At 73.0% G+C, this 15425-nt stretch carries 13 protein-coding genes; 9 read left to right on the top strand and 4 right to left on the bottom strand.

Annotated elements, in window-relative coordinates:
- The first annotated feature begins 10 nt into the window (after positions 1-10).
- The 4 genes from C6W10_RS12865 to C6W10_RS12850 all read left to right on the top strand — a co-directional run bounded on the left by C6W10_RS12865 (position 11) and on the right by C6W10_RS12850 (position 5532).
- Positions 11-1132 carry an NAD(P)/FAD-dependent oxidoreductase gene (locus tag C6W10_RS12865; RefSeq protein WP_107258272.1) on the top strand — a complete coding sequence of 374 codons (1122 nt, stop codon included), beginning with the start codon at positions 11-13 and terminating at the stop codon, positions 1130-1132.
- Between the two features lie 187 nt (positions 1133-1319).
- The gene (locus C6W10_RS12860) at positions 1320-2729 is read left to right on the top strand and encodes a hypothetical protein (RefSeq protein WP_107263901.1); all 1410 of its coding nucleotides are present in this window, start codon (positions 1320-1322) and stop codon (positions 2727-2729) included.
- A gap of 71 nt (positions 2730-2800) precedes the next feature.
- Complete coding sequence (locus tag C6W10_RS12855; RefSeq protein WP_234361729.1) at positions 2801-4279, top strand: MoxR family ATPase; 1479 nt, start codon at positions 2801-2803, stop codon at positions 4277-4279.
- Positions 4276-5532 carry a VWA-like domain-containing protein gene (locus C6W10_RS12850; RefSeq protein WP_107258271.1) on the top strand — a complete coding sequence of 419 codons (1257 nt, stop codon included), beginning with the start codon at positions 4276-4278 and terminating at the stop codon, positions 5530-5532. The genes C6W10_RS12855 and C6W10_RS12850 overlap by 4 nt, the downstream gene beginning before the upstream one ends.
- 23 nt (positions 5533-5555) lie before the next feature.
- Here C6W10_RS12850 and C6W10_RS12845 read toward each other — a convergent pair whose 3' ends face one another.
- Positions 5556-6362 (bottom strand): SDR family NAD(P)-dependent oxidoreductase, encoded by an 807-nt coding sequence (locus tag C6W10_RS12845; RefSeq protein WP_199853922.1) that lies wholly within the window; start codon positions 6360-6362, stop codon positions 5556-5558.
- A gap of 211 nt (positions 6363-6573) precedes the next feature.
- Between C6W10_RS12845 and C6W10_RS12840 the strand changes: the two genes are divergently transcribed.
- The 5 genes from C6W10_RS12840 (at position 6574) to C6W10_RS12820 (ending at position 12052) form a co-directional block, all read left to right on the top strand.
- Positions 6574-7014 (top strand): SgcJ/EcaC family oxidoreductase, encoded by a 441-nt coding sequence (locus C6W10_RS12840; RefSeq protein ID WP_107258269.1) that lies wholly within the window; start codon positions 6574-6576, stop codon positions 7012-7014.
- Entirely contained in the window at positions 6945-8405 is a 1461-nt protein-coding gene (locus C6W10_RS12835) for an NAD(P)/FAD-dependent oxidoreductase (RefSeq protein WP_234361728.1), read from the top strand. Before C6W10_RS12840 ends, C6W10_RS12835 begins: the two co-directional genes overlap by 70 nt.
- Positions 8406-8421: 16 nt before the next feature.
- The gene (locus C6W10_RS12830) at positions 8422-9657 is read left to right on the top strand and encodes a cytochrome P450 (RefSeq protein WP_107258267.1); all 1236 of its coding nucleotides are present in this window, start codon (positions 8422-8424) and stop codon (positions 9655-9657) included.
- Between the two features lie 153 nt (positions 9658-9810).
- Positions 9811-10785 carry an NADP-dependent oxidoreductase gene (locus C6W10_RS12825; protein WP_107258266.1) on the top strand — a complete coding sequence of 325 codons (975 nt, stop codon included), beginning with the start codon at positions 9811-9813 and terminating at the stop codon, positions 10783-10785.
- 40 nt (positions 10786-10825) lie between these two features.
- On the top strand, positions 10826-12052 hold the full coding sequence (locus C6W10_RS12820) for a glycosyltransferase (protein ID WP_107258265.1): 1227 nt from the start codon (positions 10826-10828) through the stop codon (positions 12050-12052).
- A gap of 64 nt (positions 12053-12116) precedes the next feature.
- Here C6W10_RS12820 and C6W10_RS12815 read toward each other — a convergent pair whose 3' ends face one another.
- The 3 genes from C6W10_RS12815 to C6W10_RS12805 all read right to left on the bottom strand — a co-directional run bounded on the left by C6W10_RS12815 (position 12117) and on the right by C6W10_RS12805 (position 15377).
- Positions 12117-13301 (bottom strand): acyl-CoA dehydrogenase, encoded by a 1185-nt coding sequence (locus C6W10_RS12815; protein ID WP_107258264.1) that lies wholly within the window; start codon positions 13299-13301, stop codon positions 12117-12119.
- A 107-nt stretch (positions 13302-13408) separates the two neighbouring features.
- Positions 13409-14659: an MFS transporter gene (locus C6W10_RS12810; protein WP_107258263.1), complete on the bottom strand. Its 1251-nt coding sequence runs from the start codon at positions 14657-14659 to the stop codon at positions 13409-13411.
- A gap of 16 nt (positions 14660-14675) precedes the next feature.
- The gene (locus C6W10_RS12805; RefSeq protein WP_107258262.1) at positions 14676-15377 is read right to left on the bottom strand and encodes a DUF899 domain-containing protein; all 702 of its coding nucleotides are present in this window, start codon (positions 15375-15377) and stop codon (positions 14676-14678) included.
- Positions 15378-15425: the final 48 nt, after the last annotated feature.

Raw genomic sequence — 15425 nt, 5'->3', positions numbered from 1 at the left:
GGGGTGTGTCATGCACGTGATCATCGTCGGCGCCGGCATCGGCGGACTCGCCCTGGCGAACGGCCTGCTGGCCGACGGCCACCGGGTCCGGGTCCTCGAACGGGCACCCGGGCCGCGTACCGACGGCGCGGCGGTGACAGTCTTCGGCAACGGCGCGGCGGCGGCCGCCCAGCTCGGCGTACCCCTGGAGGGGCTCGGCGGCGAGGTCGAGACGCTGGAGTTCTGCACCCCGGACGGGCGACCCTTCGCCCGCGCGGACCTGCGAGGCGCCCGCCGGCACACCGGCTTCGGGGTGGCCACCGTGCCACGCGCCGCCATCCTCGAACGGTTCGCCGCAGCGCTGCCGCCGGAGACAGTCCGGTACGGCCACGACGTTTCCGACCTCCGGGTCGGACCCGACGGCGTGACCGTCGCCGGGGAGTCCGCGGACGTACTGGTCGGTGCCGACGGCTACCGCTCCGTGGTCCGTCGGACCGTGCTGGACTCCGAACCCGCGACCCGGAACGGCTGGGTGAGCTGGCAGGGACTGACCAGGGCGCTACCCGAGCTGGCCGGTGACGTGCACGCCCGCTGCCTGGTCGGTCCGGCCGGACTCTGCGGGCTGATGCCGGCCGGCGCCGGCCTGCTCCAGTGGTGGTTCGACGTGCCCGAACCGGCACCGGACGACCGCCCCGTACTGGAGTGGCTGCGGGCCCGGTTCGCCTCCTACGCCGAGCCGGTCGGCGAGTTGCTGGCCGGGCTCACCGGGTCGGACGTGCAGGCGTACCCGCACGTGCTGCACCGGGTGCCGGCACGCTGGGGAACCGGCCCGTCGACCCTGCTCGGCGACGCGGCGCACGCGTTCCCGCCGTCCCAGGCCCAGGGCGCCAACCAGGCGCTGGAGGACGCCTGGCTGCTCCGCCGCGCACTGGGGACGCCGGGCGACCCGGCCGCCGCGCTGCGCCGGTACGAGCGGATCCGCAGCCGCCGGGTACGCCGGATCTCCCGGCTGGCGGCGAGCGAGGTCACCAACCGGCCGCCCGGAGCGCTGACCCGGCTCGCCGGCCGGCTGCTCACCCCCGCGCTGACCGGACGGCTGCACCTGGCGTCGATCCGACGGTGCAGCAGCGTCCTGAACGACGACCGCCTCTGATCCGCGCCGCCGACCGGCTGCCCCGGCCGGCGGAGCATCACCCGACGCGGCGACGCGCTGGTCGCGCCGGAGCGCCTCCTCGACCGGGACGCCTCTCTGGCCCGCCGGGGCGGGAGGCGCTATTCTGCTCCGCGATGAATACCTCTCTGTGCAGATTGGGGGTCCAGTCCACGCAAGGTGAGTGCTGATGCACCCATCGACTGTGGACAGAGACTCCCGGCAATCCTTCTGGCTGCGCGTGCGCGAGTTCGCCGTGCCGCCCCCCATGATCGAGTTGGCGACCGCCCGCCGTGCCGTCGGCGACTGGGCCGGAGCCTGCGCCGCCGCACGCGTCGACGTGGATCTGCGACTGCGTGTCGTGGCGCGCACCTACGGTCGTGACCTGGCCGCCCGGCTCCGGGCCGACCTCTGCCATCTCGCTCCTGACCTGCTCCGCTGGCACCTGCCCCGGGTCGCGCCGGACGGGTTGCTGCGACCGGGCCTGACCATCTCGCTGGCCCGGTACCCCGGGACGGTGGCCGGCACCCCGCACCTGGTGGTCCGGACCCCACCGGCCTGGGCGGACGCCGGGCAGCGGATCAGCCTGGCGCTGTGGGACCCGGCGCGGTCCGGGTCGTCCGGGCCGCACCCGCATCCCCGTCCGGACCGACGGTTCCGGCTCGACCTGCACCGTCACCTCTGGGACGTACGCCGGTCCGGCGAGCTGCGGGTGCGCTCCGGGGCGGATCAGCGACCCGACGCCGGCCCGCCCGACCCGGAAGGCGGGGTACCGCCCGACTTCGACTGCGCCGTGCCGCGCTGGGCCGCCGAGGCGCGGTTGCTGCTCGACGCGGACGAGGAGGGCGGGAGCAGGGTCACCGTCCGGCTCGGCTCCCGGCACCGGCTGCTGCTGGAGCTGGCGCCGGACCCGGCCGGCGGCCCCACCCGGTCACGGATCCGGCCGCTGCCGGCCCGGAGCCGCACCGACGCGCTACCGGTACTGCCGGACGCGGCGACCTGGGTCCTGCCCGACCTGGCCCTGCTCCGGGCCGGGCTGATCCGCGCCGACGAGCTGCATCCGCTGGTCGCCTCGGCACTCGTACCGGACCGGCCGGTCGCCGGGACCCGGCCGCCCCCGGGCGACGGGGCGGCACCGCGCCTCGTGGAGTGTCGGGGCGCCCGGCACCGGATCGGCCTGGTGGACGGCGTACTCGTCGCACTGGACCACGATCCCGCCGAGCTCCGCCGCGAGGAGTTGCTGGCCGCGCTGACCGGTACCCCGTTGCCCTGCCTGCGGGCGATCGACGGGGCACACCGCCAGCCGGAGAACCTCGGCGACATCCGGGCCCGCCTGGACCACGGCGACACCGAGGGCGCCGTCGCCGCCGTCGAGAACCTGCTCGGAGCGGAGGCACTGCTCCGGGCCGGTGCCCTGCGGGAGGAGCTGGAAACGGCGGCGCTCCGCCGGGTCTCGCACGGGCTGTACCGCGCCGGGCTGGATGCTTGTGCGCCACACCCGGCCAGCGGGCTGCACGGGCGCCGCCGTGACCTGGCTCGACTGGCCGCGCGGTCCCGGCGTACCTCCCGGGAACGGCCGAGGCACGCCACCAACCGCTGACCCGCGCGCACCGTCCTGCTCCGCTTCCGCACCGGCCTGTCCGGACCCGACCGACCCCAAGGTGATCTCACATGCGCATCTCCGTGCCGTCCGCCCCCGCCACCGTCGCACCCGACTCCCCCGTCCGCTTCGCCCTTCCGTCCCGCACTCCGGCTCCGTCCTCGACCCCGGCCGCGAGCACACCGGCTCCGGCTCCGTCCCCGGCTGCGAGCACACCGGCTCCGGCTCCGTCCCCGGCTGCGAGCACACCGGCTCCCGGCGCTCCGGCCGATCCAGCCGATCCGGGCGCTCCGGCCGATCCGGGCGCTCCGGGAGCTGGCGGGTCGGCGGGACCGTCCCGGCGGGGTCAGCTCGACGTCGCGGGCGACCTGCTCGCCCTGCTCGGCGACACCGCGACCGAGCCGCGCCCCGACCCGCAACTGGAGGCCCTGACCCTGGCCGTCGCCGCCGACCTGCCGGTGCTGCTCTGGGGAGAGCCGGGGATCGGCAAGACGGCCGTGCTGAACCAGCTCGCCTCGGCCCTCGACCTGCCGCTGACCACGGTGATCGCCAGCGTGCACGAGCCGTCCGACTTCGCCGGCCTGCCCGTGCTCGGCGACGACCCCGCGGTGCAGGGCGTGCCGATGGCCCCGCCGGACTGGGCCGTACGCCTGGTGCGGGCCGGCCGGGGACTGCTCTTCCTGGACGAACTCTCCACCGCGCCCCCGGCCGTGCAGGCCGCCCTGCTCCGGGTGGTGCTGGAACGGCGGATCGGCGCACTGCGGCTTCCGCCCGGCGTCCGGATCGTGGCCGCCGCCAACCCCCGCTCCTCGGCCGCCGACGGCTGGGAGCTGAGCCCACCGCTGGCCAACCGCTTCGTCCACCTACAGTGGACACACGACCCCCAGGTCGTGGTGCGGGGGCTCGGCGGGACCTGGCCCAGGGCCGCACTCCCCCGACTCGCACCGGAGCGGCTGCCCGAGGCGGTGACGTTCGCCCGACGCGCGGTCTGCGGATTCCTGACCGCCCGCCCCGGGCTCGTGCACCGGCTGCCGGAGAACGAGGCCCGCCGGGGCGGCGCGTGGCCGTCACCGCGCAGTTGGGACATGACGCTGCGGCTGGTCGCCTTCGCCACCGCGGCCGACGCCTCCCGGGAGGTGCTCTCCATGCTGGTCAGGGGCACCGTCGGCGACGGACCGGGGCTGGAGCTGCTGGCCAGCCTGGACCGGCTGGACCTGCCGGACCCCGAACTGCTGCTCGCCGACCCGGCCCGGGCCGACCTGCCCGAGCGGGGTGACCTGCGGCAGGCCGTACTCGACGGGGTGGTCGACGCGGTCCGGAAGCGCCCCGACCGGTCCCGCTGGGACGCGGCCTGGAAACTGCTGGTCCGGGCGCTGGAGACCGGCGCCCCGGACCTGGTGGTGGTACCCGCGACCACGCTCGCCGCGCTCCGCCAGCCCGACTGGGACGTTCCGGCGGCGATCGACCGGCTCGCCGGGGTGGTCTCGCTGACCAGGCGGGCGGACGAGGTCGCGACCCGGGTCGCCGTCACCGCCGGGGTCGGCCGGTGAACGGCCCGGCCGGTGCCCTCGACACCGCGAAGCTATTCACCGCCCGGCTGCACGCGGCCCGGGTCCGGCCCTACCTGGCGACGGCGCTCTTCGCGCTGCACACCGTCGAGTCCCGGCGGGTGCCGACGATGGCCGTGGACCGACACTGGCGCTGCTACGTCTCCCCCGCCTTCGTGGACCGGACGCCGGTCGAGGAGCTGGCCGGGGTCTGGGTGCACGAGGTCTCGCACCTGCTGCGCGACCACCACGGCCGAGGTGACCGGGTCGCCCAGCGGCGCGGGCTCGTCGGGCCGGGCGAACGGCTGCGGATGAACATCGCGGCGGACTGCGAGATCAACGACGACGTGTACGGGGACGGGCTCGCCCGGCCCGAGGGTGCGGTCGAGCCGGCGCTGCTGGGCCTCACCCCGGGAGAGCTGATGGAGGACTACCTGCGGCAGTTCCGGCTCGGGCCGCACACCCAGGACTTCGTCTGGCTGGACTGCGGCAGTGGCGCCGACGGGCTGGACCGGGAGTGGGACCTCGGACCGGACGGCGCGCACGGGCTCACCGCCCAGGAGCGGGACGCCGTACGGTTCCGGGTGGCGCAGGGCATCGCCGCCCGGCCGGGTACCGCCCCGAGGGGGTGGGAGCGCTGGGCCGAGGAGGCGTTCCATCCGCCGCAGCCGTGGCTGGCCCTGTTGGGGGCGGCGGTCCGCTCGGCCGCCAGCAGCGCTGGTGCGGGCGACGACTACACGTACGGTCGCCCGGCCCGCCGCTCCGCCAGCCTGCCCGGGGTGATCCTGCCGAGCCTGCGGCGCCGGCCGCCCCGGGTCTGCGTCGTCGTCGACACCTCCGGGTCGGTCAGCGACACCGAGCTGGGCAGCGCGCTGGTCGAGATCGCCGCGATCGGTCGGGCGGTGGGCGGCCGACGCGAGCTGGTCAGCGTGCTGCCCTGCGACGCGGCGGCCCGGATGGTGCACCCGCTCTGCCGGGCCGGGCAGATCCCGCTGCTCGGCGGCGGCGGGACGGACCTGCGCACGGGCTTCGCGAGGGCGCTGCGGACGAAACCGGCCCCGGACGTCGTGGTGGTGCTCACCGACGGGCAGACGCCGTGGCCGGCGGCGCGGCCGGCGTGCCGGACGGTGGTGGGCCTCTTCCCCAGGCCGACGGCGAACCGGTCCTGGCGGGAGGACGATCCCGACTACGTGCCGGACGCGCCGCCGGCCTGGGCCCGGGTGGTCGAGATCGGTGGCGGGCCGGTGGCGGGCTAGCTCGGTGGCGGGCCGGCGGCGGGCTAGATCGGGACCCTGCCGGCGCTCAGCATGTCGATCATCGCCGGTCCGGTGTCGTAGGCGGTCACCCCGCCGTCCACGGTCAGGCAGGCGCCGGTGACCATCCGGGAGGCGTCGCTGGCCAGGTAGACCGCCGCGCCGACGAGGTCGTCCGGCTCGCCCCACCGGCCCATCGGCACGCTCTGGATCAAGCCGTCGGCCAGCTCCGGGTTACCGGCGAAGCTGCGGGTCAACCGGGTACGCGTCCAGCCCGGCGCGATCACGTTGACCCGTACTCCACTGGCCGCCCACTCCACCGCCAGGGTACGGCTCAACGAGATGACCCCGGCCTTCGCCACCGCGTACGGCGAAAGCATCGGAACTCCGTTGTAACCGCCCACCGAGGCCACGTTGATAACCGATCCCCGACCCACAGTGGTCAAATATCCGCCGACCGCCCGGCACATGTGCGCGACCGAATCCAGATTGGTGCGCAGAATTTGCGTCCAGTCCGCCGGTGTCATCTCCAGAAACGGTCCGACGTGGCTGAAACCGCCGGCGTTGTTGACCACGACGTCGATACCGCCGAACTCGTCCCGGGCCGCCGCCACCGCCTGGTCGATCTCGTCGGGCCGGTCGATGTCGCAGGTGAGCACGAGCGCTCTGCGCCCGGACGCCTCGATCTCCTTCGCCACCTCGGCCAGCGCCGACGTGCCACGGGCCAGTACCGCCACGTTCGCACCGGCCCTGGCCAGGCCGAGCGCGACCGCCCGGCCGATGCCCCGGGACGCACCGGTGACCACGGCGCTCTTACCGTCCAAACCAAACACTTCGGGCCCTCCCTCGGGCGGTGCTGACCATTCCGTCGACCGATTGTCGCCAGCCGTGGCCGGTGTCGCGTCTTCGTGGATGCGCAGCAACCGCACACCAGGAGATGCGTCGCCGTTCGGCCCTACACGACGATTTTGGGGTACCGGCGGCATATCAGCGGCCTCCGGTGCGGCACCACCTTTCGCGTCCATCCCAGGAAGGGAAAACGCAATGAGCAACGCCGTCTCTCCGGTCCGTCCCGAAGACGAGAAAGCGGTACGCGACATCGTCGCGCGCATAACCGGAGCGTGGAACGAGAACGACGCCGACGAACTGTCCACGGTCTACAGCGAGGACGCCTCGATCGTGCTCCCCGGCGCCCACCTGAAGGGGCGTCCGGCGATCCGCGACTGGATGGCGGAGGCCTTCGACGGCAAGTGGAAGGGGACCCACGTGCTCGGGGCACCGCTGGAGCTGCGGTACATCCGGGACGACGTGATGCTGCTCCTCTCCCAGGGCGGCGCGTACCCTCCGGGTGCCACCGAGGTCCCGGTCGAGCACGCGATCCGCGGCATCTGGGTCTTCGTCAAGCAGGACGGCGAGTGGACCATCACCGGGTACGGGAACACGCCGGTCCGCGCCCCGATCCCGCTGCCGGACGGGGCGAGGTGACCCAGCCGGCGAACGGCGTACCCCTCGGTGAGCGCGCGGTGGTCCTCGGCGGCAGCATCGCCGGCCTCTTCGCCGGTCACGTCCTCGCCGAGGCGTACCGGGAGATCGTCGTCGTGGACCGGGACCGCCTGCTCGGCGTGACCGGAACCCGGCACGCCACCCCGCAGGCGTTCCACGCGCACGCGCTGCTCGCCCGGGGGCAGCGCGCCATCGAGGAGCTGTTCCCCGGCATCACCGCGCAGTCCCGGGCGGCCGGGGTGCCGACCGGCGACGTGGGGGCCGACCTGCGCTGGGTGATCAACGGCCGGCGGCTGCCGAAGGTACGCAGCGGTCTGGTCTGCCTCGCCATCCCCCGGACCGCGCTGGAGCAGACCGTCCGCGAGCGGGTCCGGGCCCTGCCCAACGTGACCTTCCGGGAGGGGCACGACGTCCGGGAGCTGGTCACCACCCCGGACCGCCGCCGGGTGACCGGGGTGCGGATCCTGCACCGGCGCGACGGGCGGTCGGAGCTGCTCCCGGCCGATCTCGTCGTGGACGCGACCGGCCGGGGCTCGCGGCTGCCGGTCTGGCTGGCGGAGCTGGGTTACCAGCCTCCGGCGGAGGAGCGAATCAAGATCAGGCTGAGCTACACCACCCGGCACTACCGGCTGCCGCTGGGGCTGCTCGGCACGGACCTGGCGTACATCGTCGCGCAGACGCCGAGTCACCCGCGCGGTGCCGTCTTCGCCCGGGAGCGGGCGCTGCCGGACGGGGGTGAACGGTACGTCCTGTCGCTCAACGCGCACCTCGGCGACCAGGCCCCGACCGAGCCGGAGGGCTTCCTCGGGTACGCGCGGACGGTCCCGGTGCCGGAGATCCACGACGCGCTGCGGGTCGCCGAACCGCTGGACGAGATCCGGGCGTACCAGTTCCCGACGAGCCTGTGGCGGCACTACGAGCGGCTGAGCAGGTTCCCCGACGGGCTGTTGGTGCTCGGGGACGCGATGGCCAGTCCCAACCCGGTCTACGCGCAGGGCAACACGATCACCGCCGTCGAGGCGCTGGTGCTCCGCGACCACCTGCGTCGTGGTGCCGAACCCCGACCCGTCGAGTTCTTCGCCGCCGTCGCCCCGACCATCCGGGCCGCCTGGGAGATCAACGTCCTCGGCGACCTGGCGTACCCGGGGGTCGTCGGTGCCCGGAGCCCGAGAGTCCGGTTGGCCGGCGCGTACCTGGCCCGGGTGCACCGCGCGGTAACCGAGGACCCGGTGGTGGCGGAGTCCTTCCTGCGGGTGGCCGGCCTGATCGACGGGCCGCAGGCACTGCTGCGGCCCGGGATGCTGGCCCGGGTGCTCGGCCGGCGGCACCCAGCGCCGAGACCGGCGGCGGCTGCCGCCACGGTCCCCTCTTGACCCCGGGAGACGAGCCATGCAGGACGACCGCTGTCCCTACGTCATCGACCGCACCGGGAGCGACATCCTGGCCGAGGCGGCCCGGCTGCGCGAGCTGGGGCCGGCGGTCCGGGTCGAGCTGCCCGGCGGGGTGCCGGCCTGGTCGATCACCAGTTACGCGCTGGCCAGGCGGCTCTTCGCCGATCCGCGGGTGGTCAAGGATCCACGCCGGTACTGGCCGGCGTTCATCAACGGCGAGATCGGTGACGACTGGCCGCTGATCAGTTGGGTCAAGATGGACAGCATGACCCTGGTCGACGGGGAGGACCACCGTCGGCTGCGCGGACTGGTGGCACCGGACTTCGGGCCGCGCCGGATCGAGGCGCAGCGTCCGCTGGTCGAGCGGATCGTCGCCGACCTGCTGGACCGGCTCGCCGAACATCCGGCGGACCGGCCGGTCGACCTTCGGGCGAACTTCGCCGCGCCGCTGCCGGCGCAGATGATCTGCGAGCTGTTCGGAGTGCCGGAGGAGGCCCGGCCGGAGGTGCTGCGCGGCCTCGAACTCGCCGTCGACACCACGCTGCCGCCGGAGGAGGCCGCAGCCAACGTGGCGCACTGGCAGGTGGCGCTGCGGGAGCTGACGGCCGCCAAGCGGGCGGCCCCGGCCGACGACATGACCAGCCGGCTGGTCCAGGCGCACGACCGGCAGGGGCTGCTCAGCGAGTCCGAGCTGGTCGGTTCGCTGTTCAACGTGCTCGGCGCGGGTTCGGAGACGGTGATGAACCTGCTGACCAAGGCCGTCGTGGCCCTGCTCAGCCACCCGGACCAGCGGGAGCTGGTGGCGACGGGCCGGGCCTCCTGGTCGGACGTGATCGAGGAGACGTTGCGGGCGGAGGCGCCGATCGCCCAGCTCCCGCTGCGCTTCGCGGCCGAGGACATCGAGGTGGAGGGCGTCACCATCGACAGGGGGAGCCCGATCCTGATCTGCCTCGCCGCCGCCGGTCGCGACCCGGCCCGGTACGGCGCGAGCGCGGAGACGTTCGACCTCACCCGGCCGGACAAGGACCACCTGTCGTTCGGCTACGGGGCACACTTCTGCGTCGGCGCCGCGCTGGCCCGGCTGGAGGCGTCGGTGGCGCTGCCGGCGCTCTTCGAGCGGTTTCCCGCGCTCGCCCTCGCGGTCTCGCCGGCCGAGTTGGCGCCGCCCGGCACCTTCATCATGAACGGGCTCCGCGCACTGCCGGTGTATCTGGCCGGACGGCCGACCGGTTGAGGGGCGCGGGTCGGGAAAGCCACCAGGGCGCAACTGCGCTCTTTGGAAGTTGGTCAGATCCGCTCCGTCGATATTCTCATTTCCGTGAGTGTTCGCGGCGCCGCGCCGTGGCGGTGCGCGAGGGTGCCCTGTCTTTCGAGGGAAGAGCCGACCATGACCACAAGTCGTGAGATTCACCTGATCACCCGCCCCCCTGACGACCTGCCGGTCCCCGGCGAGGTGGCCATGGTCGAGGTGCCGGTGCCGGCGCCGGAACCCGGCCAAGCCGTGGTCCGGAACATGTACATGGCGATCGACCCCGGTCTACTCCAGCGAATGCGCGACCTGAGTGATCTTCACGTACCCCATTTCGATCTGGGCGGGCCGATGTGGGGGCACGCCATCGGCGAGGTGGTGGAGTCGGCCACCCCGGAACTCCAGGTCGGCGACGTCGTACTGCACCACATGGCGTGGCGGGAGTACGCGGTCGGTGACGTCAAGGAGTTCACCGTCCTCGACACCACGCTCTACCCGTCGATCTCGCACCATCTCAGTTCGGCGATCGTGGCCTACTGCGGCGTACACCGGATCGGCATCGAGCAGGGCGACACCGTGGTGGTCTCCAGCGCGGCCGGCGCGGTCGGCAGCGTGGTGGGGCAACTGGCGCGGCTGCGCGGGGCGACCCGGGTGGTCGGCAGCGTCGGCTCCGCCGAGAAGGCCCGGTTCGTCACCGAGAAGCTCGGCTTCGACGAGGCGTTCGACTACCACGACGGGTGGCCGGCGGATCTCCAGGGCGTCGACGTCTACTACGACAACGTCGGCGGCTGGCAGCTCGACAGTGCCTTCAACGCCATGCGCCCACACGGCCGGATCCTGCTCTGCGGGAGTTCGGAGGAGCACCGCAACGGGCGGCCGCACCCGCACCGCACCATGCAGATGGTGATCGGCAAGCGGCTGAACCTGATCGGCTTCACCACCAACGACCACCTGGACCTACAGCCCGAGTTCGAACGCGAGTTCCCGCCGCTGGTCCGGGAGGGCAAGGTGGTGCTGCACGAGACCTTCGTCGACGGTCTCGACCAGTTGATCCCCGCCATCAAGTCCCTGCTCGACGGGGCGTACCTGGGCAAGGTCCTGCTCAGGTTCTGACCGTCTGGCCGTGCTGGCACCAACCGGAGGGAATCCTGCCGTGACGTCACCCGGAACCGACCCGCTGGTCTCGATCGTCATCCCCACCTACAACCGGCGCGAGCACCTGCACGCCAGCCTGCTCCAGCTGACCAGGCAGCGGCCGGGCACGCCGGAGTTCGAGGTCGTGGTCTCCGACGACGGGTCGTCGGACGACTCGGTCTCGGTGGTGCGGTCCTTTTCGGACCGGCTGCGCCTGAAATACCACTTCCAGGCCGACGAGGACAACCGGGTGTCGCTGGCCCGGAACGAGGGGGCCCGGCTCGCCTCCGCGCCGATCCTGGTCTTCCTCGACACCGGGGCACTGCCCGGGCCGGACTTCGTGCAGCGGCACTTCCTGGCCCACCGGGACGAGACGGCACGCTGCGCCCTGCTCGGGTACGCCTACGGCTACAACCCGGAGGCTCCGATGTGGGAGGTGGCGGACATCGTCCGGCAGCACACCCCGGAGGAGGCGGTACGTCGCTACGGCCAGGTGCCGGAGTTCCTCGACCTCCGGGAGAAGCTGCTGGCGGAGTGCGACGACGACCTGGAGCGGCGCAGCATCCCGTGGCAGGTCTTCTGGACGATCAACTGCTCGATGCGTACCGACGACTTCTGGGCGGTCGGCGGCTTCGACGAGGGTCACCGGGGCTGGGCCGGGGAGGACCTGGAACTCGGGTACCTGCTGCACCGCCGGGGCCTGCCGATGCGGCTCGACCGGGCGGCCTGGGTGATCGAGGCGTTGCAGGAGCGCAAGCGGCGCGAGCAGCTCGACGAGTTCAAGCGGAACATGCTCCGCTTCGCCTCCCGGCATCCGGAGCCGGTCAACGAGATCGGCTGGGCGCTGGTGGACGACGACCTCTTCTGGCCCTGGGAGGACGAGTACAACGCCCTGCTCCGGCACACCCGCGAGGTACGCGAGCTGGACGTGGCGGCCGAAATCGAGCAGGCGCTGCGGGGCAGCTCGCCGACGGACACGGTGGCGGTGGTCGGCGCGGGCGGGCACGTCCCCGACGCACTGCGGCCGGCGACGCTGCTGGACTTCGACCGGGAGCTGGTGGAGCGGGCCGTACGCGGCGGGTGGCACGTCGGCCACCACGCGCTCGGCCTGCGTACCCCGCTGGCCGACCGCTCCGTCGACGTCGTGGTCATCACCTCCCGGCTCGCCGGTCTCTGGGACCGTTGGAAGGACCGGTTCCTCGCCGAGGCGCACCGGATCGGCCGGGACGTGCGCTGCTTCTCCTGAGCCAGCGACGACGACGGGGGGCCGGCGCGAGCGCCGGCCCCCCGTTTCGGCATCTGCCTCGCGGTCAGAGATACATCGTGTTCGGCGCCAGCCCGCAGAGGATCCGCCCGTACAGCTCCGCGTTGGTGTTCGGGTGCATCAGCGCGTGCATGTTGAGGGTCTGGATGTCCCGGTCGATGCGCTGGATCGGCACGTCGTCGTAGATGGACGTACCGCCGCTGCCGGTCTTCAGCACCCCGACCGCCTCCTTGGTCAACTGGAAGACGCGGCCCAGGTCGGCCCGGGCCCGGACCCGGTCGACGAGCTGCCACGCCTCACCGGTGGCGTACTTCCCGTCCAGCAGCTCGACCAGCCGCTGGGCGTGGAACTCGGCCTCGTCGGTCTTCATCGCCGCCTCGGCGACCTGGAAGTGGGTGATCGGCGCCTCGCGCTGGCTGGTGTACTCGGTGTAGGTGATCTTCCGGTCACCGAGCCGGTCGAGGAACGCGTCCAGCGCGGCTCTGGCCAGCCCGACCGCGGTCGCGGCGAAGGTGGCGCAGCCGGTCGGGACCAGCGGCTGGCGGAACAGCGGTGAACCGGCGTTCGCCTTCGAGGCGTACTGCTCGGCCAGGATCGCCACCATCGGCAGTACCCGGTGCTGCGGGACGAAGACCTGCTTCGCCACCGTACTGACGCTGCCGGTGCCCCGCAGGCCGGCGGTGTGCCAGTCGTCGACGATCTCCAGGTCGGAGATCGGCACCAGCGCCATCAGCGGCCACTGGGAGCCGTCCGGCGCCGGCCCCATCGCGAGGATCGCCTGCCACTGGCTGTGCAGGGCGCCGCTGATGAACCGCCACCGCCCGTTGACCACGACACCGCCGTTGGTCGGCTCGGCGCTGGCGGTCGGACTCAGCACCCCGCAGACCCGCACGTCGGGCTCGGCGAAGACCTCGTCCTGGGCCTCGTCCGGGAAGAGGCCGGCGATCCAGTTGCTGATCGACCAGACGGCCGTGTTCCAGCCGGCCGAGCCGTCGCTGCCGCTGATCCGGCTGATCACCTCGCGGACGGTGCCGGCGTCGCTCTCGTACCCGCCGTAGCGCGCGGGCACCCGCATCCGGAAGATCCCGGCGGCCGACATCGCCTCGACGACCTCGTCGTGCAGCCGCCGGTGCTGGTCCGTCCATGCCGCGTGCGACCGCAACAGGGGTACCAGTTCCTCCGCCCGCCGGACCAGTTCCACCCGCTGCGGAACGTCGGTTTTCAACACCATGACTCCTCCAGACCTGCGTGAGAAGCGGACCGGCCGGCCTGGCCGCCCACCTCTGACCGTGACATTTCGGTATCAACCACGCACCTTCGGGAATGCGCAATGACGGCTCAGCCCGTTGCCGGTGCCCGCCGGTCGCGGTCGGCGAAGGCGATCAACCGGGCGTTGAGCACCACGCCGACCAGCAGCGGTACGAGCCCGGCCAGGGTCCAGCCCAGGCCGACCAGCTCGGCGGACCAGCCGACCAGCGCCGGGCCGATCAGGATGCCGGCGTAGGTGAAGGTGCTGAACCGGGAGAGGAACGTCGCCGCACCCGGCCCGTCACCCCCGGCGTGCCCGACCGCGCTGAAGACCAGCGGCAGCAGCACCGACCCGCCGAGGCCGAGCAGCCCGAACCCGGCGATGGCGGCCGTCGGCGACGGGACCAGCAGGACGACCGCGAGGCCGCAGACGGCCAGTACGCCACCGGCCCGGAAGAGCGCCGGGGCACCGTAGCGCACGTGCAGCCGGTCGCCGACGAGCCGGCCGGCCGTCTGGCAGGCGGTGAACGCGGTGAGGCCCAGCGGGGCCAGCGCCAGCGTCGCGTCGTGGTAGTCGTGCAGGAAGACGCCGCTCCAGCTGATCACCGTGGCCTCGGCGACCATCGTGACGAATCCCATCGCGCCGAAGAGCAGCAGCGTCCGGGTCCAGCCGGCCCGCCAGCCCGGCCGTACCCGCTTGCGGTCCGGCGAGCGTGGCACGTGGTCGGCGGAGGGCGGCAGCAGCCACGCGGTGATCAGCAGACCGGCGACCAGGCAGACCGCGCCGACCGCCAGGAAGTGCCCGGTCGGCGAGACACCGGCCCGGGTGAACCCGGCGGCCACCAGCGAACCGGTCGCCGCGCTGAGGCTCCAGGCCGCGTGGCAGCCGTTCATGATGGGACGGCCGCGTACCCGCTCCACCGCGACGGCGTGGGCGTTCATGGAGACGTCCAGGACGCCGATCACCGTACCCAGCACCAGCACCGCCAGCCCGAGCTGGACGGCGCCGCCGGCCAACCCCACCCCGACCAGCGCCACCGGAAGCCCGACCAGGGTCAGCCGGATGACCCGGACGCTGCCGAACCGGGCCACGAAGACCCCGACGAGTTGCATCGTGAGGACCGCGGCCACGCCGTAGACGGTCAGGACGAGGCCGAGTTCGCCGTCGCTGAGCCGGTGCTCGGTCTTCAGCCCCGGCAGCCGGGCGATGTAGCTGGTCATCAGCAGCCCGTTGACGAAGAAGACCGCCGTCACGGCCCAGCGGGCCCGGGCCGCCACGGCGGCGCTGATCGGCTGCCGCTCGCCGGCCGTCTCCGCCGCTTCGAGAGTGTGCTCAGTCATGCGTTGTCCCGCACCCTCAGTAGCGGTCGTGGTGCCGCAGCCAGCCGGCCTTGTCCTGGATCAACGGCCGGCCCTGCGGGGTGAGTTCCAGGTAGTTGTCGATGCCGTGCAGCAGCGCGGCGCCCTCCCCGTAGGTGGAGTAGGTGTGATAGATGTCGCCGCCGCCCTGGACGAAGACGCTGAGGCCGCCCGCCTCGCCCGAGGTCTGCCCGCCGGTCCGCTCCAGCGTGGCCCTGTCCCGGTAGTTGTATTCCACCGGAGCCACCGCCTCGTCCAGGGTGACGTGGAAGTCGTAGTTGAAGTCGCTGCCGTGCGAGGAATACCACGGCAGGCTCCAGCCCATCCGGGCCTTGAACGACTCGATCTTCGCCAGCGGTGCCCGGGACACCAGCACCAGCGTGGTGTCCCGGGCGTACAGGTGCGACAGGTGGCCGATGTTGTCGACCAGATAGGAGCAGAACTTGCAGCCGTGATCCCAGGCCGGGTCGAACATGAAGTGATAGACGATCAACTGGCGGCGCCCGGCGAAGAGGTCGAGCAGCGTGACCTTGCCCTCCGGGCCGTCGAAGACGTACTCCTTCTCCAGCTTCACCGCCGGCAGTGCCCGCCGCTGCGCACCCACCTCGGCCAGCCGGCGGGCGGCCTCCTCCTCACTGGCCAGCAACCGCTTACGGGCGGCCAGCCAGTCCTGCCTCGACGCCACCTGTACGTCGCTCATCTCGTTCTCCTCTTCCGCCTCGACGGGGCTCTCATAGGTAGGTCGGAG

It is taken from the genome of Plantactinospora sp. BB1 (assembly GCF_003030385.1).
Lineage (GTDB): Bacteria > Actinomycetota > Actinomycetes > Mycobacteriales > Micromonosporaceae > Plantactinospora.
The sequence above is the reverse complement of the archived record's forward strand: the minus strand, read 5'-3'. Positions and strand labels throughout refer to the sequence as shown.

What these genes read in the sequence shown, in the direction of transcription:
- C6W10_RS12865 (WP_107258272.1), top strand. Translation starts at nt 11, where the DNA reads ATGCACGTGATCATCGTCGGCGCCGGCATCGGCGGACTCGCCCTGGCG.
- C6W10_RS12860 (WP_107263901.1), top strand. Translation starts at nt 1,320, where the DNA reads ATGCACCCATCGACTGTGGACAGAGACTCCCGGCAATCCTTCTGGCTG.
- C6W10_RS12855 (WP_234361729.1), top strand. Translation starts at nt 2,801, where the DNA reads ATGCGCATCTCCGTGCCGTCCGCCCCCGCCACCGTCGCACCCGACTCC.
- C6W10_RS12840 (WP_107258269.1), top strand. Translation starts at nt 6,574, where the DNA reads ATGAGCAACGCCGTCTCTCCGGTCCGTCCCGAAGACGAGAAAGCGGTA.
- C6W10_RS12830 (WP_107258267.1), top strand. Translation starts at nt 8,422, where the DNA reads ATGCAGGACGACCGCTGTCCCTACGTCATCGACCGCACCGGGAGCGAC.
- C6W10_RS12825 (WP_107258266.1), top strand. Translation starts at nt 9,811, where the DNA reads ATGACCACAAGTCGTGAGATTCACCTGATCACCCGCCCCCCTGACGAC.
- C6W10_RS12815 (WP_107258264.1), bottom strand. Translation starts at nt 13,301, where the DNA reads ATGGTGTTGAAAACCGACGTTCCGCAGCGGGTGGAACTGGTCCGGCGG.
- C6W10_RS12810 (WP_107258263.1), bottom strand. Translation starts at nt 14,659, where the DNA reads ATGACTGAGCACACTCTCGAAGCGGCGGAGACGGCCGGCGAGCGGCAG.
- C6W10_RS12805 (WP_107258262.1), bottom strand. Translation starts at nt 15,377, where the DNA reads ATGAGCGACGTACAGGTGGCGTCGAGGCAGGACTGGCTGGCCGCCCGT.